The organism is Streptomyces mauvecolor (genome assembly GCF_039532965.1).
Taxonomy (GTDB): Bacteria; Actinomycetota; Actinomycetes; order Streptomycetales; family Streptomycetaceae; genus Streptomyces; species Streptomyces violascens.
Window position 1 is genome coordinate 22,824 of sequence record NZ_BAAASQ010000015.1, and the last position, 21,022, is coordinate 43,845.

The window sequence follows — 21,022 nt, forward strand, 5'->3', positions numbered from 1 at the left end:
CGGGCCCCACCCCGGGGGCTCTGCCCCCGGACCCCTCCGACCCTGCCAGGGGCGCGGGGAACGGCGCGACCAGCCAGGTACGGTCCGCGGCCGACCGACCCGCAAACTCAGCCCCTCCGGCATTTGAGGAGCGGGGTCCGGGGCGGAGTCCCGTGGCCACCGGGTCGCACCCGGACTCCTCACCCCCGGAGGGTCTGGGGAAGGGGCGGGGTGGGGAATCCGCGTCCTTCCACGAGATGTGGCGCGAGCTCGCGCCCATCGGCCGCGACCCCGGCACCCACGGCTACCGCCGCTTCGCCTGGACCGCCGCCGACGCCGACTGCCGGGACTGGTTCCGCGCGCAGGCCGAGTCCCGAGGGCTCGCCTACGAGCTCGACCGCAACGGCAATCAGTGGGCCTGGGCCGGAGACCCGGAGGCCGGGGACGCCGTCGTCACGGGGTCGCACCTCGACTCCGTACCCGACGGCGGCGCCTTCGACGGCCCCCTCGGCGTCGTCTCGTCCTTCGCCGCGCTCGATGAACTACGGCGCCGAGGGGCCCGGTTCACCAGGCCCCTGGCCATCACCAACTTCGGTGACGAAGAGGGCGCGCGGTTCGGGCTCGCCTGCGTCGGGTCGCGGCTCGCCGCAGGACAGCTCACCGTCGACGCCGCGCACCGCCTGCGCGACGCGGACGGCGTCAGCCTCCCGCAGGCCATGGAGCGCGCCGGGTACGACCCGGACGCCATCGGCCCCGACCCCGAACGCCTCGCCCGCATCGGCGCGTTCGTGGAGCTGCACGTCGAACAGGGCCGGGCGCTCGACCTCAGCGGCGACGCCGTCGGCATCGCCTCCGCGATCTGGCCGCACGGCCGCTGGCGGTTCGACTTCGCGGGCGAGGCCAACCACGCCGGCACCACCCGCCTGGTCGACCGCCGCGACCCGATGCTGACGTACGCCGAGACCGTCCTCGCCGCCCGCCGCGAGGCGGAACTCGCGGGCGCCGTCGCGACGTTCGGCAAGATCTCCTGCGAGCCCAACGGGGTCAACGCGATCCCCTCCCTGGTGCGCGGCTGGTTGGACTCGCGGGCTGCCGACCAGTCCACCCTGGACACGGTCGTCGCCGCGATCGAGCAGGCCGCCGAGGAGCGCGCCGAGCGGGACGGCGTGGACCTGACCGTCGTACGGGAGTCGTTCACGCCGGTCGTGGAGTTCGAGCACGCCCTGCGGGACGAGCTGGCCAAGATCCTCGGCGGCCACACTCCCGTCCTCGGGACCGGAGCGGGACACGACGCCGGAATCCTGTCCGGCTCGATCCCGACCGCCATGCTGTTCGTACGCAACCCCACCGGCGTCTCGCACTCCCCGGCCGAGTTCGCCGGCGAGGACGACTGCGTCGCCGGGGTGCTCGCACTCGCCGATGTACTGGAGGGCCTGGCGTGCAGGTGACGTACTGGCTGGAACATGCCTGGCTCGACCCCGAGGTCGAGCCGGGCGTGGTCGTGGAGGTCGCCGACGACGGCCGAATCGCCGCTGTCCGCAGGGGAGTCGAGGCTCCACCGCCCGGCTCCGTGGTCCTGCGGGGGTTCACGGTCCCCGGGCTCGCCAACGCCCACTCGCACGCCTTCCACCGCGCCCTGCGCTCCACCGTGCAGGTCGGCTCCGGGACCTTCTGGACCTGGCGCGAGATCATGTACCAGGTCGCGTCCAAGCTCACCCCGGACACCTACCACGCCCTCGCCCGCGCCGTGTACGCGGAGATGGCGCTCGCCGGGATCACCGCGGTCGGCGAGTTCCACTACGTCCACCACGCGCCGGGCGGCACCCCCTACGCCGACCCCAACGCCATGGGCGAGGCGCTGATCGCCGCGGCCGCCGAGGCGGGCATCCGCATCACCCTGCTGGACACGGCGTACCTCTCCTCCGGCTTCGGCGCCGCACCCGACCCGCACCAGCTCCGCTTCTCGGACGGTACGGCCGAGGCCTGGGCGGAACGCTGCTCGGCCCTCAAGGACCGCGAGCACGCCCGCATCGGCGCGGCCATCCACTCCGTACGGGCCGTGCCCGCACGGGAGTTGGGCACGGTCGCGGAGTGGTCCGAGGCACGGCGGGCCCCGCTGCACGTCCACCTGTCCGAGCAGACGGCGGAGAACGACGCGTGCCTCGACGCGCACGGTCTGACGCCCACCCGGCTGCTCTCCGAGCACGGGGTGCTGGGCCCGCGCACGACGGGCGTCCACAACACCCACCTCACCGACGGGGACATTTCGCTGCTCGGCTCCACCGGCACGGGCACCTGCATGTGCCCCACCACCGAGCGCGACCTCGCGGACGGCATCGGCCCCGCGCTCGCCCTCCAGCGGGCAGGGTCCCCCCTGTCGCTCGGCAGCGACAGCCATGCCGTGATCGACATCCTGGAGGAGGCGCGGGCGATGGAGCTCGACGAGCGCCTCCGTACGCGGACGCGGGGGCACTGGACGGCGGCGGCCCTGCTGCGAGCCGCCACGGCCGACGGGCATGCGGCCCTCGGCTGGGCCGAGGCGGGCCGCATCGAGGCGGGGTCCCTCGCGGACCTCACCACGATCGCCCTCGACTCGGTCCGGACGGCGGGCCCGGTTCCTCGGCTGGCCGCGGAGACGGCGGTGTTCGCGGCGTCCGCGTCCGACGTCCGTCACGTGGTGGTGGGTGGGCGTCAGGTGGTGCGGGACGGGTCCCACGCCCTGATACCCGACGTGCCGTCGGAACTGGCGGCGGCGATCGGCGCGCTGAGATCGTAGGAATCCCCCACCCCGCCCCTCCCCGCTGTGACACTGTGCGGCTGCGCCGTGGGGCCTCCGGGGGGTGTGACGGACTGAGCTGGACTCCTGGGGCTCCGCCCCGGACCCCGTTCGCGCCTGAAGGGCGCTCGTCCTCGAACTCCCCCAAGGCCTCAAGGGCCAGGGGCGACCGCCATGACAGGCTGGGAATGGGCTGATGTCTGTCATCGCCTGACGGCAGGGACACCCCTGCCAAGGGGAAACCGGCCAGGGAGGCAACCCAGCAAAGACCAACCCTGTCAGGGGCGCGGGGAACTGCGCGACCAGCCCCCACCGGGTCGCAGATGGTCGACCGGCCTCTCAGCCCCTGGGGGTCCCCCCTGCTACAAAGTCCTCGGGGGAGTTTGAGGAGCGAGGTCCGGGGCGGAGCCCCGGGAGGCGACCACCGGGCCGCAGCCCAGACACTCACCCCCGGAGGCCCCGCGGCGGAGCCGCACAGTGTCACAGCGGGAAGGGGCGGGGTGGGGAACAAGGAAAGGACACCATGAGCAGCACCCTCGTACACAACATCACCACCCTCGTCACCAACGACCCCACCAGGGAAACCGGCCCCCTCGGCCTCATCCAGGACGCCGCCCTCGTCATCGAGGACCAGACCATCGCCTGGGTGGGGCGCAGTCAGGACGCACCGCCCACCGACACCGCCCACGACGCCCACGGCCGAGCCGTGATCCCGGGCTTCGTCGACTCCCACTCCCACCTGGTCTTCGCGGGCGACCGCACCCAGGAGTTCAACGCCCGCATGTCCGGCCAGGCCTACGCCGCCGGCGGCATCCGCACCACCGTCGCCGCCACCCGCGCAGCGAGCGACGAGGAACTGGGGGACAACGTCGCCCGGTACCTCGCCGAGGCGCTGCGGCAGGGCACCACCACCCTGGAGACCAAGTCCGGGTACGGGCTCACCGTCCACGACGAGGCCCGCGCGCTGCGCATCGCCGCCGAGCACACCGACGAGGTCACCTACCTCGGCGCGCACATCGTGGCCCCGGAATACGCCGACGACCCGGCCGGATACGTCGCCCTCGTCACCGGCGAGATGCTCGACGCCTGCGCCCCGTACGCCCGTTGGGTCGATGTGTTCTGCGAGAAGGGTGCCTTCGACGGGGATCAGGCCCGTGCCATTCTGACCGCGGGCCAGGCCAAGGGGCTGCTGGCGCGCGTCCACGCCAACCAGCTGACGTACGGGCCCGGTGTGCAGCTCGCCGTCGAGCTGGAGGCCGCGTCCGCCGACCACTGCACCCACCTCACCGACGCCGACGTCGACGCCCTCGCCAACAGCGCGACCGTCGCCACCCTGCTGCCCGGCGCCGAGTTCTCCACCCGGGCCCAATGGCCGGACGCCAGGCGGCTGTTGGACGCGGGCGCGACCGTCGCCCTGTCCACCGACTGCAACCCCGGGTCGTCCTTCACGTCCTCGATGCCGTTCTGCATCGCGCTCGCCGTCCGGGACATGGGGATGACCCCGGACGAGGCGGTCTGGTCAGCCACCGCGGGCGGCGCCGCCGCGCTGCGCCGCACCGACATCGGCCGCCTCACCCCGGGCGCCCGCGCCGACCTGGCGTTCCTGGACGCGCCCTCGCACGTCCACCTCGCCTACCGGCCCGGCGTCCCGCTGGTGAGCGAGGTCTGGCGGGCGGGCCGCAGGGCCTGATCGGTCGGCCGTTCGTTCACGCTGCCGCGGCCCGCCGCTCCAGGCGGGCCACCCAGCGGCGCAGCCCCAGCGAGAAAGCCCCGGCGAGCACGAAGAGACCGGTCGCGATGCCCACCGTCACCCAGCGCAGGTCCTTCGACACCAGGAGGTGCGCGCCCGCGCCCGGGTGCACCTGGCTCAGCAGCACGTGGAAGAAGAAGGTCAGCGCGACCAGATACAGCGCGTACCAGGCGGGCCTGTTCCACTCCTTGAGCACGCGCCCGTCCATCCCGGACAGCGGCAGCATCCCGAACACCACCACCTCGACCCCGCCCACCACCGCCAGGCCGACCGTGTACGCGAGCACGTACGACAGGTCCCCGGGATCGGCGTCGCGCCCCGCCTCGACCAGGGGCGCGCCCAGCGTCCACACCAGGAGCGAGGCCGCCAGTGTGCAGATCCCGCCGACCAGCACGGCCTGTCCCTTCGGCACACCGCCCGAGACGCGCGGCGGGGCGCCCAGTACCAGATACACTGCGACGAGCCCGTAGACGTACGGCACGGGGGACTCCAGCCACCTCGACAGCGCAGCCATCACCACGGCGAGCGCCAACCCGGCCGGAACCACGCGGAGTTCGGCCGGGACACCGCCCCGGCCCGGCCGCAGCAGCGAGTCCTTCGTCTTCTCGTACGTCACGAGGATCAGCAGCATCCCGGCCGCCGCTCCGACGACCTTGACGGCGGTCCCCGCGCTCCAGTGCGTGGTGGCGTCCGCCCACACGACGAGCGCCCCGCCGCCGACCGAGTAGCAGCCCATCCGCAGCCAGCCGGGCATCCTGGCGGGGCCGGCGTGCTGCCGCCGCCTGCGCCACCAGCGGGTCAGCGCGTTTTCGGCGATCTGCGAGGGGAACGCCTTCTCCAGGAGCAGCACCATGAACAGGAACCAGACGGCAAGCCCGGCCGAACCGGCCAGGTCCTTGAGCGCCCACGACACTTCGGCGGGTGTACGCAGACTCCCGACGAGCCCGATCCCGTGACCGTGGCCGCTTCCGGATCCGCCGCCCCCGGTCTTCGGCGGGGGCGTGGAGGACGGGGAAGAGACGGCGCCCGAGGTCTTGCGCGAGGAGGTCGGGTCCGGCGATCCGAGCTTCGTGCCGGGGTCGCCCGGTGTCGCATGCGGGCTCGGGCTCGGGGTCGCGTCCGTGTGCTGGCCGGGGGGCCTGGCGTGACCGGTGGACGGGGTCTGCGAGCCCTTGTCGTCCGGTGTGGGCGTGGGCGTGGGCGTGGGTGTGGGTGTGGGCGTGGGTGTGGGCGATGACGGGGACGGCGACACGGGCGGGGTGACCGCCGTCGCGGGCACCGTGAACCGGGCCGAGGCCGTGAGCTGCTCCCCGGGCGTGGTGTGGCCCCCGGTACTGGCGACGGGCAGCCCCTGACAGGTGACGGTCACCTTGTGCGGGCCCGTCGCGGCCCCCGCCGGCACGGCGAAGGAGACCCTGAGCTTCCAGTCCGCCCTCGACGCGGTCCCGGAAGCGACGGCCGTCCCGTCCCACAGGACAGTGGCCGCCGCACCGCACTGGAAGGACGTGCCGAGGACATTCACGGTGCTGCGGGGTGCGCCGGATCCAGGCGTGAGCGAGACCGAGGGCGACGGCAGAACCGGTGGCGGATCGGGCGCGAGGACCCGGAAGCTCCCGCTCCGGCTCACCGAGGGGCGCGACGCGCAGGTCGCGACCACCGTGTACGTCCCTGGCGTGGCGTTCGCAGGCACCACGTACCTGTACGTGAAGGCGCCCGACGTGTCGGTCCACCCCTTGACCGGCGGGAAGAAGTCGCTGGTCAGGGTGATCGGTCCGGCGAACCCGTCGTCGTTCCCCGCACAGTCGAAGCCACTTCCGTTCACATGGAGGGGCCCGCCCTCCTTGGCCGTCGGGTACACGGTGAACACGGGCTTCGCGGACGGCCGTGGGGAAGGCCCCGCGGCATGCGTCGGCGCAGGAGATGTGGGCCCGGCCAGTGGCGTGGAAGGGCCGGGCCCCGGCGTGGACGCGGAGGGGGCGGAGCCGACCGCGGCGGCCGTCGCCGCCGTGGTCACCATGCGCTCGGGCGCCGCCGGATCCGGCACCCCGGTGAGGGCAGGCAGCACTGCCGCCGTACCCACCGCCACGCATAAACTCCGCTGCCACAGCCTCTTCTCCATCGGCTGTGCCCCCCTCGTCCGCGCGGCCCTCCCCGGACCGCTGCGCCTCCGGTTACGTGTCCTAGGACGCCACGACCCCGGCGAGAAGGTTCCGGCGCGTAGGCGGCGCTCAGGAGCGCGATTGCCCGATGGATATGCGCCGTGCGCCCCTCAGGCACCCCTCAAGAACCGGCCAGGCGCTCGATCTCCGCGGTGTCGCCCGCCGCGAGCAGCCCGAAGAGCCGCAGCACCTCGTCCTTGGACACGCCGGACAGCTGGCGCGGCGGCGCGTCGGGCTCGTCCAGGTTCTCCCAGAGGAGCCAGAGCAGCTCTCCGCTCGGGAAGGCGCTGAGGGACCAGCCGTTCTCGTGGGTCAGGGAGACGTCGGGGTGCTCGTCGTCGGCATCGGCCAGGCCGTCGAGGATCGTGCGCATCATCGCCTCGTCGGGCTCCTCGACGGAGGTGCCCGACAGGTCGGTCATGAAGTAGCTCATACCGTGCATTACCTCACGCCGAGCGCCACCCCCGTACCTCCGGGCCCGTCAGCCCCACCCGTCGCCCGCCCCGGGACGGGGACAGAACCACGACGGCGTACCAACCTTCACCGTATGGTCACAAACTGCGGGAGGGTACCTACCGTCGGGTGAAATCGACCGGTACCGTCCAGGTTCAGCGTGGCTCAGGGGGAGACCGGGGGGTCGAAAGTTGAGCAGTCTGCGCGGGAGTGGCGCCGCCGAGGGCGCGCGGGGTCGAATACGGGTGGCCAGGCCCGGAGATCTGAACGCCGGGGAGCTGGAGGTCTGGCGCGAGCTGCGGGCCAAGTCGCAGGCGCCGGAAAATCCCTTCATGGAGCCGGAGTTCACTCTGGCGGTGGGCCGAGTGCGGTCCTCGGCGCGGGTCGCCGTGGTGTACGAGGGCGGCGAGCCGGCGGCCTTCTTCCCGTACGAGAAAGGGAAGGTGGGTCAGGGACGCGCCATCGGGTTCGGGGTGTCGGACTGTCAGGGGGCGATCGTCCGGCCTCAACTCGCTCTCGAACGAGACGAGTTGATGCGGGCCTGCGGTCTGTCCTCCTGGGAGTTCGACAACCTGGAGGCCGGGCAGTCGCTGTTCGTGCCGGACGCCGCCGCCGAGTACGCCTCCTTCGTGATCGACGTGGGGGACGGTTACGCGTCGTACGAAACGATCCTGCGGCAGCAGTCGCCGAAGTTCTTCAAGACGACCGCGGCCAAGGAGCGCCGCCTTGGCCGGCAGGCCGGGGAGGTCCGGTTCGTCTTCGACGAGCGGGACCCGGCGGCGCTCGCCCGGCTCATGGAGTGGAAGTCCGCGCAGTACCGCCGCACCGGGCGGCGCGACCGGTTCGCGCAGGACTGGATCAACACCCTGGTGCAGCAGCTCGCCCACACCCGTGCGCCGGGCTGCTCGGGGGTGCTCTCCGTGCTCTACGCGGGGGAGCGGCCGGTCGCGGCCCACTTCGGGCTGCGTTCGCGCACGGTTCTGGCCTGCTGGTTCCCGGCGTACGACCCGGAGTTCGCCAAGTTCTCGCCGGGTCTGGTGCTCCATCTGCGGATGGCGGAGGCCGCCGCGGCCGAGGGGATCGGGATGCTCGACCTCGGGCGGGGGGCCGCGGAGTACAAGGACGCGCTGAAGACCGGCGAGATACCGGTGTACGAGGGGGCGTCCACCCGGCCGGGCGCGGGCGCGGTGCTGCACTGGATCGGCCGCGAGCCGTCCCGCCGGGCGCACGGATTCGTACGGAACAGGCCGAGGCTCGCCGAGTTCGCGCAGCGCAGCCTCAAGCGGGCCGGGCGGTTGCGCGGGGCCGGAAAGTAGCCCCGCGAGGGCATTGAGCACATCTGGAGACCCGGAGCACGGGGGGAAGCACAGTGTCGGACAGGTCGTCGCAGTCGTCGCAGGGCCCGGAGGCCCAGAACCTCGTGAGACCGCAGGGCATCAGGCAGGGGATCAGCGTGGGGGAGCTGGACCTCGACGGCCTGGACGGGGACGTTTTGTCGCTCACGCCCGCGCCGGGCGGGCCGCCGGTCGGGCCCGGCGAGGTGTACGTCCTGGTCAGGCTGCGGGGGCGGCCGGTCGGGACGGTGCTCGGGCAGGTCAGGGAGGTGGACGACACGGCCGAGGTGCTCGCCGCGGCGGCCCGCAAGCAGCTCACCGGGTTCGTGCCCGAGGAGCGGCCCGCGCCTTCGCCCACGCTCCCGCGCGCCAGCGTCGTCGTCGCCACGAGGGAGCGGGCCAGTCAACTCGCCCGCGCCCTCGACTCGTTGCTCGGCCAGGACCACCCCGACTACGAGATCCTCGTCGTCGACAACAACCCGGTCACCGACCAGACCCGCGAGCTCGTCGAGCAGCGCTACGCCGCGCTGGGTGTGCGCTACGTCGTCGAGCCCGTGCCGGGTCTCGCCGCAGCCCACAACCGGGGTGTCGCGGCCGCTCACGGCGAGATCCTCGCGTTCACCGACGACGACGTGATCGCCGACCGGCGCTGGCTGTCCTCGCTGGCCGCGCCCTTCGCGGACGACCCCCGGCTCGGCTGCGTCACCGGGCTCATCCTGCCCGCCCGCCTCACCACCCCCGCGCAGATCCTGCTCGAAAGCCACGGGGGTTTCACCAAGGGCTTCGCGCCGCGCCACTTCGACCCGCGCAGGCCCCCGGCCGACGAGCCGCTGTTCCCGTTCACAGCGGGGCGGTTCGGCTCCGGCGCCAACATGGCCTTCCGGGCGCACGCCATCCGCGCGGTCGGCGGCTTCGACCCGGCCACCGGCACCGGAACCCCGGCCAGGGGCGGCGACGACCTGTACGCGTTCGCCCGGGTCGTCGTCGCAGGCCACCGGCTCAGCTACACGCCGGAGGCGCTGGTGTGGCACCACCACCGCGAGACCTGGCAGGACCTGGAGAACCAGGCGTACGGCTACGGTGCCGGGCTCACCGCCTACCTCACGGCGATCATCGTGCGCCGCCCGGCGCTGCTGCCCGCGCTGCTCGCCCGCCTTCCGCGCGGCCTCGCGCACGCGCTGGCGATCAGCGCCCACCGCGACGCGGGCGAGCAGTCCGTGCCGGGCGAGCACGGTTCGCAGAGCTACCCGTGGCCGCGCTCGCTGTCCCGCCTGGAGCGCCGGGGCATGCTGTACGGGCCGCTCGGCTACCTCCGCGCCCGGCGCCGGGTGCGCGGTCACCGGCTGCCCTGGGAGGCGACCCGATGAGTCCGCCGCGCTCCGACGCGCCCCGCATCCCGGTGCTCCTGTACCACGCGGTGATGGACGACCCGCCCGACTGGATCGCCGAATTCACCGTCGCGCCAAGGGAGTTCGAAGCCCACCTCGATGCGATCCGCGCCAGCGGACGTACGCCGGTGGCCATGAGCACGCTCGCCGCGCACTTCGCCGGGCGGGCCCCGCTGCCGCCCCGGCCCGTCGCGCTCACCTTCGACGACGGCTTCGCCGACCTGCCGGGCCGCACCGCCGAGGCGCTCGCCGCACGCGGCATGCCCGCCACCGCCTACCTCACCACCGGCGCGATCACGCCCGGCCGGCGCAGCCTGCTGCCGCCCGCGCCGATGATGACCCTCGACCAGGCGAGGCTCCTGGAGGAGTACGGGATGGAGGTCGGCGGCCACACCGTCTCCCACCCCCAGCTCGACACGCTCGGCGTGCGGGATCTGCGGCGTGAACTGGCCGAATCCAAGGCCGAGTTGGAGGACGCCCTCGGTCACCGGATCGATCATCTCGCCTATCCGCACGGCTACAACAGCCGCGCCGTGCGGCGGGCCGCGCGCGCGGCGGGATACGAGACGGCCGTCGCGGTGCGGCACGCGCTCAGCTCGGAGCGCGACGAGGCGTACCGCATCGCGCGGCTCATCCTGCGCCGCACGCACACCGTCGCCGACGTCGAGGCATGGATGCGCGGGGAGGGGGCACGGGTCGCCCCGTACAACGACTCGCCGCGAACGGTCGGCTGGCGGCTCTACCGGCGGACCAGGGCCCTCGTGAAGGGGCCGGTCTTCGCGGGGTGACGGGAGCGGGGTGATCTGCGGTGTAGCCGTACAAACGCGAAGAGTGTTCCTATACTGCGCTCAGGCGCAGGATCTCAAGGGGACAGCCAGCACAACAGCCAGGGGACAGCGGCGTGACGGCCGTGACCACATCTGTGGGGGGAGTCGCACTGTGCAGCAACGTGTGCCCACGCCGGTCCAGGGGAGCAAGCAGCAGCCCCCCGGCGGCCCGGCCGGGGAGCAGACGGCGGACGCGCCGACGAAGGGCGCGCGGCGCTGGTCGAGACCGGATCCGATCCAGCCTCAAATCCTGTTCACCTGGCTGCCGTTGGTGGTCGCGACCGCCTTATGGGTGTACTCGCTGCCGCACATCGACTACCGGCACATGGACGACTGGGGCCTGCTCGACCAGCTGCCCGCCGCGTTCTACCTCTCCCTCGCCTTCCTCACCGGCGGCTTCGTCGTCAGCCTGCGGCGGGCGGGCACCGCGCCCTGGTGGCCGGGCCTCTACAGCGTCGCCCTGCTCTTCGCCCTCAAGGCGCCGACCGCGATCCTGTACAACTCGGTGCGCTACCCCTGGTCCTCCAAGCACGACGCGGTGGTCAACCACCTCCTCGCCAACCAGGAGCTGCGCCCGGGCGTGCCGCTGTCGGGCAACATGGCGGCGTACGACCAGTGGCCCGGCTTCTTCACGCTCAACGCGGGCCTGGTGCGCGCCTTCGGCGTGGACACCGCGGCCTCGTACCTCAACTGGGCCTCGCTCTTCTACGGTGTCGTCCTCATCCCCGTACTGGTCCTGATCTACCGCACCTTCGCCGAGGACTGGCGCCTGGTGTGGACCGGCGTCTGGATCTTCGAGGTCGCCAACTGGGTGGGCCAGGACTACTTCTCGCCCCAGGGCATGGCGCTCATCCTGGACCTGGCCGTACTGGCCGTGGTCTTCCGGCACTTCGTACGTCCCGGTGCCGCGGGCGAGCTGCGCTCACGGGCCAACCTCGATCCGGCCGCCGCCAGCATCCCGCCGCCCACCACGGGCCGCCAGCGCGCGGTCTGCGTCGCGATCCTGGCCCCGCTGATCGCCGCCATCAACTTCACCCACCAGCTCACTCCGGTGATGCTGTGCGTCGCCCTGTTCGCGCTCAACCTGACCCGGCGCTACCGCAACCCCGGGCTGCTCGTCGTCACGGCTGTGATCATGCTGATCTGGGACGTCACGATGGGCCGGCCCCTGTTCGTGGAGACGCTGGCCTCGCTGAAGGAGTCGGTGGGCAACCTGCTGAACAACTCGCGGGCGGGGTACGCGGGTGAACTGACCGGTCCTGGGCCGGTGTTGCAGGGCCGGGCGGACGTGGTGATGGTGCTGGTGATCGCCGGGTTGGCGGCGGTGGCGGTCGTGCTGCGCCGGAAACTGGTGAAGAGCGCGCTGCCGTTGCTGTTGGTGTCGATCGCGCCGGTGCCGCTGTTCGCCGTCAACGACTACGGCGGCGAAATGCTCTTCCGCGTCTATCTGTTCGGGCTGCCGGGGGCCGCCTTCTTCGCGGCGGCGGCGCTCGTGCCCGCGGCGGCGGGGCAGGGGAAGGGGCGCATCAGACCTGTGGTGCGGCAGCGGGTCGCGGCGGTCGCGCTGCCGTTGGTGCTCGTCCTGCTGGTGGCGGGGTTCATCCCCGCGTACTACGGCAAGGAGCGGATGTACTACACGCCTCCGGCCGAGACGGCGATGGTGACGAAGGTGCTCGACAACGCGCCCAAGGGGTCGATGATCCTGGCCGTCACCGGGTCCTTCCCGCAGGCGCTGCACCGGTACGACCAACTGGAGCACTGGTATGTCGCGGAGCAGGAGGAGCCGCAGAACGCGATCATGCTGCGGGATCCTGTCGGGTATCTGGAGCCTCAGCTGCCCAAGGACGGGCGGCCCGTGTACTTCATCCTCACGCGGACGCAGGACTTCTACACGGCGGGGGAGGGGTTGCTCCCTGCGGGGGGCTTCGCGGAGCTGAAGTCGAAGCTTGAGGCTTCGCCGCGGTTCAGGGTGATCGACGGGAATGCGTACGGAACGGTGCTGCAGTATGTGGCCCCGCGCCCTGGTTAGCCCCACCCCGCCCTTCCCGCTGTGACACTGTGCGGCTCCGCCGCGGGGCCTCCGGGGGTGTGGGTGTGCTGAGCTGGACTCCTGGGGCTCCGCCCCAGACCCCGTATCGCGCCTGAAGGGCGCTCGTCCTCAAACTCCCCCAAGGCCTCAAGGGCCAGGGGGGACCCCCATGACGGGCTGGAGTGGGCTGACGTCCGTCGTCGCCCGAGGGCTGCCGATGCCCGCATGGGCAGCCCCGCCAGGTCCAACCCTGCTAGGGGCGCGGGGAACTGCGCGAGAACCACGCACGGTCTGCGGGCGAAAGGGGGTTCAGGGGCGCGGGGAACTGCGCGAAAGGCAACCGCCCGCTGCCGGGCAGCAACGCACGTTCAGGATCACCACCCTCACCGACCCGGAGGCCACCGCACATGACCCTCAGCCAGACGCACGTCAGAGTCACCGTCGCCCTCTCGGGGTGGCTGGCCCTCGCGGCGACCGCGCTGCCCGCAGCGAGCCCCGCCCGATGGATCCCCGTACTCCTCTTCGTCACCCTCGGCCCCGGCTTCGCGCTCCTCTACCCGCAGCCCGGCACCCTGCGCCCCGGCGCCCGCCTGGAGGCACTCGCACTGGTCGCGCCGCTCAGCCTCTCGTTCGGGGCACTCGTGTCCACCTGCCTCTTTCTCGTGCACGGGTTCTCCGCCACCGCCTTCCTGATCTCGCTCGCCGCGTTCTCGACCGTGGCCTGCGCCTTCCCGGGGCTGCCCCTGCCCGCCGCGACCCGGGGCGCCGTGGAGCGTACGAAACGGGCCAAACCCGGGGCCGGGCGGTGACCCGGCGTGCGGTCACCGCGGCCACCCTGCTGGTCGCGGCCGGACTCGTCGCCGGGTTCGCCGTCTGGCTCGACAAGCCCGAGAAGCGGGACGCGCTGCCCGCCAACGCCGCCTCCGGCCCCGCGCCGAGCGGACCCTGTGCCCCCGACGCCAAGCTCGCCCCGCCGTGCGGAGCCTGGTGGGGCGCGTACGTCCCGTACGCGGAGAACGGCTCCCTGAAGGACCCCGTACTCGACTTCGAGAGCAAGATCGGGCGCAGGCTCGACCTGCTGTATACGTACCACGACATGTCGGACAAGCCGCTCGACGGCGAGCTGCTCACCCCCGACGAGCAGGAGCTCGGCCGCGACCGGCTGCTCATGCTGGCCTGGGAGTCCACGGTCTGGCGCAAGCCGCACCACGAGGGGTACACGGAAGATCAGTTGGGGTGGGCGAAAGTTGCCTCGGGGGCGTACGACGAGTCGATCATTGATCCGCAAGCGCTGCGCATCAAGGCCTACGGGAAGCGGGTTTTTCTCTCCTTCGACCAGGAAGTCGACGCCCGCACCCCGGACGCCGGCACGCCCGAGGAGTACGTCGCCGCCTACCGCCACCTCCACGACCGCTTCAAGGAACTCGGCGTGGACAACGTGGTGTGGGTGTGGACCGTCTCCGGCTATCTCGCCAACGGTCCACTCTTCAAGCGCTTGTACCCCGGCGACGACTACGTCGACTGGATCGGCATGGACCAGTACAACTACTTCCTCTGTCACAGGACGACCGACTGGAAGGACTTCTCCCGCAGCCAGAAGCCCACCTACGACTGGCTGCGCGCGAACATCTCCGACCGCAAGCCGATCATGCTCTCCGAGTTCGCCACCGCCCCTGATCCCCAGCAGCCCGAGCGGGCCCGGCAGTGGTACGAGCAGGTGCCGGACGTCGCCAAGTCCGCTCTGCCCGACGCCAAGGCCCTGGTCATGTGGAATCGGTCCGTTCCGGGGAAGGGCTGCGACCTCACCGTCAACTCCGGGCCCCCGCTTGCCGGTTACCGGGCCGCCGGCTCGGACGGGTACTTCAAGCAGCCCGTTCCCGGTCGGTGAACCAGCGGTTCACCAGGGCCGCCGCCGTCGTCGCGCACAGCCCAGCGAAAACCGGCAGCGCGGCCTCGGCGAACGCGTGCTGGGCCGCCCAGCCCGCCACCGCAAGCACCCACACCACGACCGCGGTGACCCGCCAGTGCACCCGCAGCGCCCGCAGGGTCACCGTCGCCAGGGCCAGGCAGAGCAGTTGCAGGGCGATCGGCAGCCAGCGTTCGACGCCGTTGTGAGAGGCGAGTCGGGCGGTCTCGGTGAGGAAGCGGACGAGTGGGGTGTGCCAGGGGCCCGACACCGGGTCGGGCGGTACGCCGAGGATGACCGGTGCGGTGTGCAGGCCCGCCACCGTCACCCACAGGCCGGCCGCGAGCAGCCCCGGGCGCGGCCGGTACAGCGACACCGCCGCGCTGCACACCACGATGAGCAGTACCCCCGCGGTGAGGCTCACCGGCGGCAGGTAGTGCAGGAGGCCGGTGCCGTTGAGGTTGCCGCCGGGGACGTCGGCGGCGCGCGACAGCGGCACCCAGAACAGGCCCGCGGCGAGGCCGAGGAGCAGCCACAGGGCGGTCGTCAGGAGCGACTCGTCGCTCTCGCGGGCCGCCGGGTCGGGCAGGGTGCGCAGATGCAGGGTGGTCGCGGAGCCCTGTTCGGGGTGGTGGGCGCCGGGGACGTACACGGGGATGCCGAGCGCGGGGGTCGCGGTGTCCATGCCGCCGCGCAGATACGCGGTCTGGGTGGCCCAGCGGGTGCCGTACTCCTGGGCCTCCTCGGTCCGGGCGGCCTGCGCGAGCAAGGCCCAACTGGTGCCGAACTCGGCCGCCTTGGCGGGACGCGGGGGCCGGACGGCGGCGCGGCCCACGAGCGCCGCGCGCAGCCCGGGCACGCAGCACAGCGCCATCACGGTCATCGCGCACAGCTGGGCCCAGCCGGCGCCGGAGATGCCGAACACGCCGAGCAGCACGGCGGCGCTGCCGAGGACCAGGGTGCACATCGTGCCCTGGAGGATCGCCAGCATGCCGGTGCGGCCCTGGACGCGCAGCACGCCGATGTACAGCTCGACGGCGACCCGGGGGATCGCGGCCGCGGCCAGCAGCTGGAGCACGAGCGTGCCGTGCTGGGCGTAGTCGCCGCCGAACGGGCCGAGGATCTGCTGGGCGAACAGGATCAGGAACAGCACCACCGGGATCAGCAGGAGCGCCATCCGGCGCAGCGCCCCGCGCACCCCGTCGGCGAGCTTGTCGGGGCTGTGAGAGGAGTGCGCGGTCAGGGACGAGGCCATGTTGATGGCCATGAACTCCATGGTCCCGCCGACCGTGTACGCGATGAAGAAGAAGCCGTTCTGCGCGGCCGGGAAGCGCACCGCGACCATCACCGGCAGGAGGTTGATCATGGCGAGCGAGAACAGCGCGCCGACCGAGTCCCCGGCCAGGAAGCGGCCGATCTCGCGCAGCTCCGGGACCGGCCGGTCGCGGTCCGCGGCGGCCTGCGCCGGGATCAGCCGGCGGAAGATCAGCCAGCCGAGCGGCAGGACGGAGAGCACCATCGCGGCGGCCCAGGAGATGAAGACGCCGAGCGCGAGCGCCGAGAACACGGCGAGCAGGAGCAGCTTGCCGAGCGAGAACACCGCGTTGCCGACGGGCACCCAGATCGCCTTGCGCAGGCCGGTCAGGACGCCGTCCTGGAGGGTCAGGATCGCCCAGACCACGGACGACGCCGTGAAGATCACCCCGGCGGTGAGCCCGGACAGCGGCGCGTACGAGGGCCCCCACAGCGGCAGCGTGAACAGGAAGACGACGCAGGCCACCGCCACCACGACGGTGCTGGCGACGTAGGCGCGCCGCACGAGCGGGCCGGTCGAGCGGCCGGCCCGGGGTACGTAGCGCACCACCGCGCCGATCATGGTGGTGGCGGTGATCGAGGCGAGCAGCTTCATCGCGGCGATGGCCGCGGAGCCCTGCCCGACCGCCTCCTCGCTGTAGTAGCGGGCCGCGACCAGCCAGAAACCGAGGCCGAGGGCGGCCGAGACGGCCGTGGACAGCATCAGGGCGTAGGCGTTGCGGAACATCGAGTCGCCGCCGCCGGCGGGCGGGGGGCCGTCCGTGACGGCCTGGTCGGACGGCACGGCGGCGATGTCCTCGATCTCGGTTCTGGCCGTGTCAGACACCGGCGGGGCCGCCCCTCGCGGGCCGGGTGCCCGCCGCACGCAGCACCTCGATGGTGCGCGCGGCCTTCAACGGGTCGACGGGCAGGGCGTGCCGGGCGAACCAGCGGCCCGCCTCGGGGGCGGGCGAGAGGCCGGTGAAGGCCTCGCCCGCGTAGTCGTCGAGCGGCGGGTCGTACAGATAGCCCACCGTGATCCGCTCCCGGGCCAGGGCCGCGCGGGCCGCGTCCCGGTCCTCGACGAGCAGCGGCACCCGGAACAGCGGCTGGACGGGCCCGGCTTTCGGCCGCGCCCACTCGGTGGCGAGCAAGCGCTCGGCGCCCCGGCGGTGCGCGTCGAGTACGGCGTCGAGCCTGCCCAACTTCCGCTGGATGCGGGCCAGTCGGACCTTTCCCGGGGTGGCCCGGTAGTCGTGCATGTCGACCCGGGCCCAGGAGTGGAAGGGGGCGAGGCCCGGCGCGGCCTCGATCGCGCGGCGCAGTTCGCCGGGGCGCAGCGGCATCCGGATGTCCTCGCGCTCCTGCTGCCCGAGCATGCGCAGCACCGACCGGGCGGCGGGCGCCAGGCGAAGACCGCGTACGGTCGCCTCCGCGTAGGGCCGTGCCCAGTAGGCGAGTTCGGCGCCGGGGCGGCGGGGGGCGAGGAGGGTGTCGCGGGTCTTGGCGAGGGCCTCGCGCAGGCCGGGGTCGGCGATCGCGAGGAAGCCGCCCGCTTTGGCCGCGGTGTGCTTGGAGAGGCTGAACAGGGAGGCTTGGCCGAAGGTGCCGACCCTGCGCCCGGCGGCCTCGCTGCCGATGGCGTGCGCCGCGTCCTCGATGAGGGGGATCCCCAACTGCCCGCATCTGGCAGCCAGTTCGGGTGCCGGGTCGGGGTTGCCGTACAGATTGGTGGTGAGGACGGCGGACAGCCGCGGCCAGAGTTCGTCCGGTACGGCGGCGAGGTCGATGGATCCGTCGTGCGGATCGAGCGGTGCCTGGACCGGGCGCAGGCCGGCCGCGAGCACCACGAAGAAGATGACGTCGTCGTTGACCGGCGACATCAGCACCCGGCCGCCCGGCGGGCACCAGTGTCTGAGCGCCACGTACAGGCCGAGCCGGCAGGACGGCACATAGAGGCACTCGCGCCCCAGCCGTTCGCGCATCGACCCTTCGAGCTCTTCGTACGCCATGAAGTCCCCCCAGACCCCCCGCATCCCCAGCGCTCAATGTGACCCAGTCCGCACCGCTTCGTCAACAATGCGGAAGGGCCCGCACCTTGACGGAACGGGCCCTTCGGACAGCTGTGCGGCACTCATGGACCGGCCGGTCCTATTCTTCGAGTGTCAGCCCCTTGCGGAGCTTGCGCAGGGTGCGCGAGAGCAGCCGGGAGACGTGCATCTGGGAGATGCCGAGCTCCTCACCGATCTCGGACTGCGTCATGTTGGCGACGAAGCGCAGCGAGAGGATCTTCCGGTCCCTGGCGGGGAGTTCGGCGATCAGCGGCTTCAGCGACTCGACGTACTCGACGCCTTCGAGGTCGTGGTCCTCGTAGCCGATGCGGTCGGTGAGCGCGCCTTCGGAGTCGTCCTCCTCGGGCTGCGCGTCCAGCGAGCTCGCGGTGTACGCGTTGCTCGCCGCCATGCCTTCGACGACTTCTTCCTTGGTGATGCCCAGGCGTTCGGCGAGCTCGCCCACCGTGGCCGAGCGGTCCAGCTGCTGGGCGAGTTCGTCGCCCGCCTTGGCGAGGTCCAGACGGAGCTCCTGAAGCCTGCGCGGGACCCGCACGGACCAGGAGGTGTCGCGGAAGAAGCGCTTGATCTCGCCGACGATGGTCGGCATCGCGAAGGTGGGGAACTCCACGCCGCGGTCGAACTCGAAGCGGTCGATCGCCTTGATCAGGCCGATGGTGCCGACCTGGATGATGTCCTCCATCGGCTCGCTGCGGGAGCGGAAGCGCGATGCTGCGAACTTGACCAGGGCCAGGTTCAGTTCGACGAGGGTGTTGCGCACGTAGGCGTACTCGTGCGTGCCCTCTTCGAGGGCGTCGAGGCGGGCGAAGAGCGTCTTCGACAGCGCCCGTGCGTCGACGGGGCCGACCTCGGTGAAGGGCGGGATCTCGGGAAGGCCCTCAAGGGCTTCCGATTCGTGCGATCGTGCATGTGGGGGGCGGATGTCCTGCGGGTCCTGCTTGATCGACGTATCCGCTTGCGATTCGTCGAGCCGGGGTGACATGGGTCTCCTCCATCGTTCTCGGCATATGGCTGCCGATGCCCATACGTGTTGTCCGCGGTCTGCGGCGCCTCCGTGGCCGGTCGTGTTGAATAGCTGTCCCTACTACCCCTACCCGCTTTGAGCACGCTCCCGCAAGGCTTCTTTGTCCCGCTATGTCCGCTTTGTTGGGATGTTCGGGTTCCAGAAGGCGTAGGGAAGGCGTAGTGTTCTTGGGAAGTTACGACGAATCGGCGAAGAGGGACGGCATGGACCGCGGCACGGTCGGCAGCACGAATCGGGGCCGGCTCCGGGTCGGAGTCCGCACGGTGGGCCGCAGTGAGGTCCTGACGCCGGCGGGTGAGCTCGATCACCACACCGCGGATCTGCTCAGGGAACCCCTGGAAGAAGCCATCGCCCAAGGGCGCACCCGGCTCGTCGTCGACTGCTCGCAGCTCGAATTCTGCGACTCCACCGGGCTGAACGTGCTGCTCGGCGCCCGCCTCAAGGCGGAGGAGCTCGGCGGCGGGGTCCATCTGGTGGCGATGCAGCCCGTCGTGGCGCGAGTATTCGAGATCACGGGGGCGGAGGCGGTCTTCACCGTGCATGATTCGCTCGATACCGCTCTGTGTGACTGACCCCGATTCGTCCGGGCAGGAGAGCAGACTGAAGACATTGGCGAATCGGTGAGGTGAAGCGCTGATGAGCACCACCCGGGAGCAGGCTCCGGGCGACCGCGGGCCCGAGCCCCACGGCGCCCGGCCCGGTGCCGTGCCGTCGGAATCCGACGGCACGGCACCCGCCGCGTCCTCGCGCGTCCTCGCGCTGAACGGGGCGAGCGGCATCGTCCCGATGGCCCGCGACTTCACCCGGCAGGCCCTCTACGACTGGGGCTGGCTCCCGGCGGCGACGGCCGAGGGCCGCGCCGCCTGCGAGGACGTGCTGCTCGTCGTCTCCGAGCTGGTCACCAACGCCTGCCTGCACGCCGAGGGCCCCGAGGGTCTGCGGGTCTCACGCACCTCGAAGGTGCTGCGCCTGGAGGTCAGCGACCTCGGTACGGGCCAGCCCGCGCCGCGCACCCCGCACCGCGCGGGGCGTCCCGGCGGGCACGGGATGTTCATCGTGCAGCGGCTGTGCCTCGACTGGGGCGTGGTGCGCACGCCGGGGGTGGCCGGCAAGACGGTCTGGGCGGAACTCGCGGCACCCGCGTAACTCCTGTTCACGGTTACCGGCGGTTCGGACCGCCGGTCCACAGGCATGTCCGCACCTCGATCCCACCCTGTTCTTTGTCTTCCCTCGACAAGGTCCCCGGCGTACCTTGAGCGCCCAATCTGATGTGCCGTCAGTAACTTGGCGGCCTCCGGCAGAACCGGTATGAGGGGAACCAGAGGTGTCGTACCAGAAGAGGACAGCTCTCGCGCTGGCGGCAGCGGTCGCGGGCTCGGTGGTGCTGATCACCGCACCGGCGGCCCAGGCCTCCGTCGTCGACGTCAACTACAACTGCCAGACGCCGATCGGCGCCAAGAGCGCGGTGTCGCCCATCGACATCAAGGCGGTCAAGAGCGGCAGTTCCTACAACGTGACCATGACCTTCCAGAAGGGCGTCTCCTCCAGCCCGGTCGCCCTCGGCGCGGGCGCGATGAACCCGAGCGCGGTGATCAACCTGGGCGGCGCCGACAAGGGCACCGTCGCGGTCAAGGGCCCCGCCAACACCGCGGAGATCCCCGCCAACACCCCCATCAAGATCAGTGATTTGTCGGGTACCTACGTCCCCAAGGCCAACGGCAAGGTCACCTTCACCGCGGGCGTCCTCACCATCAAGGCGCTCGGCACCACCACGACCTGCACCGCGAGCAACAGTCCCGGCCCCTCCCTGGAACTCGACGTCAGCGGAGCCAGTGGCTCGGGCGGCACCAGCGGCGGTGGTGACCCGGCCGCCCTGCCCAAGACCGGCCCCCTCGACTCGGCCGTGGCGCTCGGCACCCTCGGCGGCACCGTGGTCCTGGTCGGCGCGGCCGGAGTGCTGTGGCTGACCCGCCGGGGCCGGCGGGCCTGACCTCCGCTCCCGTACGCCCCGACCAGCAGAACCCCTCGCACC

Annotated in this window: 17 protein-coding genes; 12 read left to right on the forward strand and 5 right to left on the reverse strand. The window is 72.1% G+C overall.

The window, feature by feature from the left end; translation table 11 throughout:
• The first annotated feature begins 236 nt into the window (after positions 1–236).
• The 3 genes from ABD346_RS20975 (at position 237) to hutI (ending at position 4,445) form a co-directional block, all read left to right on the forward strand.
• Positions 237–1,427, forward strand: coding sequence for an allantoate amidohydrolase (locus ABD346_RS20975; protein ID WP_344376841.1), 1,191 nt, complete (start codon positions 237–239; stop codon positions 1,425–1,427).
• Positions 1,418–2,755 (forward strand): formimidoylglutamate deiminase, encoded by a 1,338-nt coding sequence (locus ABD346_RS20980; protein WP_344376771.1) that lies wholly within the window; start codon positions 1,418–1,420, stop codon positions 2,753–2,755. The genes ABD346_RS20975 and ABD346_RS20980 overlap by 10 nt, the downstream gene beginning before the upstream one ends.
• A 523-nt stretch (positions 2,756–3,278) precedes the next feature.
• Positions 3,279–4,445: an imidazolonepropionase gene (gene hutI, locus ABD346_RS20985; protein WP_344376772.1), complete on the forward strand. Its 1,167-nt coding sequence runs from the start codon at positions 3,279–3,281 to the stop codon at positions 4,443–4,445.
• A gap of 16 nt (positions 4,446–4,461) precedes the next feature.
• Here the strand turns inward: hutI and ABD346_RS20990 are convergent, their stop codons facing one another.
• Together ABD346_RS20990 and ABD346_RS20995 are read right to left on the reverse strand one after the other, a co-directional pair.
• Entirely contained in the window at positions 4,462–6,591 is a 2,130-nt protein-coding gene (locus ABD346_RS20990; protein WP_344376773.1) for an FGLLP motif-containing membrane protein, read from the reverse strand.
• Between the two features lie 194 nt (positions 6,592–6,785).
• Positions 6,786–7,097, reverse strand: coding sequence for a hypothetical protein (locus ABD346_RS20995; protein WP_344376775.1), 312 nt, complete (start codon positions 7,095–7,097; stop codon positions 6,786–6,788).
• A 259-nt stretch (positions 7,098–7,356) separates the two neighbouring features.
• Between ABD346_RS20995 and ABD346_RS21000 the strand changes: the two genes are divergently transcribed.
• From ABD346_RS21000 to ABD346_RS21025, 6 genes are all read left to right on the forward strand, one after another.
• Positions 7,357–8,433, forward strand: coding sequence for a GNAT family N-acetyltransferase (locus ABD346_RS21000; RefSeq protein ID WP_381225916.1), 1,077 nt, complete (start codon positions 7,357–7,359; stop codon positions 8,431–8,433).
• A gap of 131 nt (positions 8,434–8,564) precedes the next feature.
• On the forward strand, positions 8,565–9,818 hold the full coding sequence (locus ABD346_RS21005; protein WP_381225913.1) for a glycosyltransferase family 2 protein: 1,254 nt from the start codon (positions 8,565–8,567) through the stop codon (positions 9,816–9,818).
• The gene (locus ABD346_RS21010; RefSeq protein WP_344376779.1) at positions 9,815–10,627 is read left to right on the forward strand and encodes a polysaccharide deacetylase family protein; all 813 of its coding nucleotides are present in this window, start codon (positions 9,815–9,817) and stop codon (positions 10,625–10,627) included. Before ABD346_RS21005 ends, ABD346_RS21010 begins: the two co-directional genes overlap by 4 nt.
• Positions 10,628–10,778: 151 nt before the next feature.
• Complete coding sequence (locus tag ABD346_RS21015) at positions 10,779–12,695, forward strand: hypothetical protein (protein ID WP_344376780.1); 1,917 nt, start codon at positions 10,779–10,781, stop codon at positions 12,693–12,695.
• A gap of 407 nt (positions 12,696–13,102) precedes the next feature.
• On the forward strand, positions 13,103–13,504 hold the full coding sequence (locus ABD346_RS21020) for a hypothetical protein (RefSeq protein ID WP_344376781.1): 402 nt from the start codon (positions 13,103–13,105) through the stop codon (positions 13,502–13,504).
• Positions 13,501–14,583, forward strand: a complete 1,083-nt coding sequence (locus ABD346_RS21025) for a glycoside hydrolase family 26 protein (RefSeq protein WP_344376783.1) — start codon at positions 13,501–13,503, stop codon at positions 14,581–14,583. Before ABD346_RS21020 ends, ABD346_RS21025 begins: the two co-directional genes overlap by 4 nt.
• On the opposite strand, the gene ABD346_RS21030 is transcribed toward ABD346_RS21025, so the two are convergent.
• The 3 genes from ABD346_RS21030 to ABD346_RS21040 all read right to left on the reverse strand — a co-directional run bounded on the left by ABD346_RS21030 (position 14,558) and on the right by ABD346_RS21040 (position 18,948).
• Positions 14,558–16,741, reverse strand: a complete 2,184-nt coding sequence (locus ABD346_RS21030) for a lipopolysaccharide biosynthesis protein (RefSeq protein WP_381225577.1) — start codon at positions 16,739–16,741, stop codon at positions 14,558–14,560. The two genes, ABD346_RS21025 and ABD346_RS21030, sit on opposite strands and share 26 nt — an antisense overlap.
• A complete protein-coding gene (locus ABD346_RS21035) occupies positions 16,734–17,906 on the reverse strand; it encodes a DegT/DnrJ/EryC1/StrS family aminotransferase (protein ID WP_344376784.1) in 1,173 nt (390 codons plus the stop codon). The genes ABD346_RS21030 and ABD346_RS21035 overlap by 8 nt, the downstream gene beginning before the upstream one ends.
• A 139-nt stretch (positions 17,907–18,045) precedes the next feature.
• Positions 18,046–18,948, reverse strand: a complete 903-nt coding sequence (locus ABD346_RS21040) for an RNA polymerase sigma factor SigF (protein WP_344376785.1) — start codon at positions 18,946–18,948, stop codon at positions 18,046–18,048.
• Positions 18,949–19,193: 245 nt separating this feature from the next.
• Here ABD346_RS21040 and ABD346_RS21045 point away from each other — a divergent pair, with 245 nt between their 5' ends.
• The 3 genes from ABD346_RS21045 (at position 19,194) to ABD346_RS21055 (ending at position 20,980) form a co-directional block, all read left to right on the forward strand.
• Positions 19,194–19,562, forward strand: coding sequence for an STAS domain-containing protein (locus ABD346_RS21045; RefSeq protein ID WP_344376846.1), 369 nt, complete (start codon positions 19,194–19,196; stop codon positions 19,560–19,562).
• A gap of 64 nt (positions 19,563–19,626) precedes the next feature.
• Positions 19,627–20,136: an ATP-binding protein gene (locus tag ABD346_RS21050; protein WP_344376787.1), complete on the forward strand. Its 510-nt coding sequence runs from the start codon at positions 19,627–19,629 to the stop codon at positions 20,134–20,136.
• Between the two features lie 178 nt (positions 20,137–20,314).
• Positions 20,315–20,980 (forward strand): peptidase, encoded by a 666-nt coding sequence (locus tag ABD346_RS21055; protein WP_344376788.1) that lies wholly within the window; start codon positions 20,315–20,317, stop codon positions 20,978–20,980.
• Positions 20,981–21,022: the final 42 nt, after the last annotated feature.

Bases quoted from the DNA above. Each gene is read 5' to 3' on its own strand.
- ABD346_RS20995 (WP_344376775.1), bottom strand. From the start codon at position 7,097: ATGAGCTACTTCATGACCGACCTGTCGGGCACCTCCGTCGAGGAGCCC.
- ABD346_RS21020 (WP_344376781.1), top strand. From the start codon at position 13,103: ATGACCCTCAGCCAGACGCACGTCAGAGTCACCGTCGCCCTCTCGGGG.
- ABD346_RS21035 (WP_344376784.1), bottom strand. From the start codon at position 17,906: ATGGCGTACGAAGAGCTCGAAGGGTCGATGCGCGAACGGCTGGGGCGC.
- ABD346_RS21040 (WP_344376785.1), bottom strand. From the start codon at position 18,948: ATGTCACCCCGGCTCGACGAATCGCAAGCGGATACGTCGATCAAGCAG.
- ABD346_RS21010 (WP_344376779.1), top strand. From the start codon at position 9,815: ATGAGTCCGCCGCGCTCCGACGCGCCCCGCATCCCGGTGCTCCTGTAC.
- hutI (WP_344376772.1), top strand. From the start codon at position 3,279: ATGAGCAGCACCCTCGTACACAACATCACCACCCTCGTCACCAACGAC.
- ABD346_RS20975 (WP_344376841.1), top strand. From the start codon at position 237: ATGTGGCGCGAGCTCGCGCCCATCGGCCGCGACCCCGGCACCCACGGC.
- ABD346_RS21050 (WP_344376787.1), top strand. From the start codon at position 19,627: ATGAGCACCACCCGGGAGCAGGCTCCGGGCGACCGCGGGCCCGAGCCC.
- ABD346_RS21045 (WP_344376846.1), top strand. From the start codon at position 19,194: ATGGACCGCGGCACGGTCGGCAGCACGAATCGGGGCCGGCTCCGGGTC.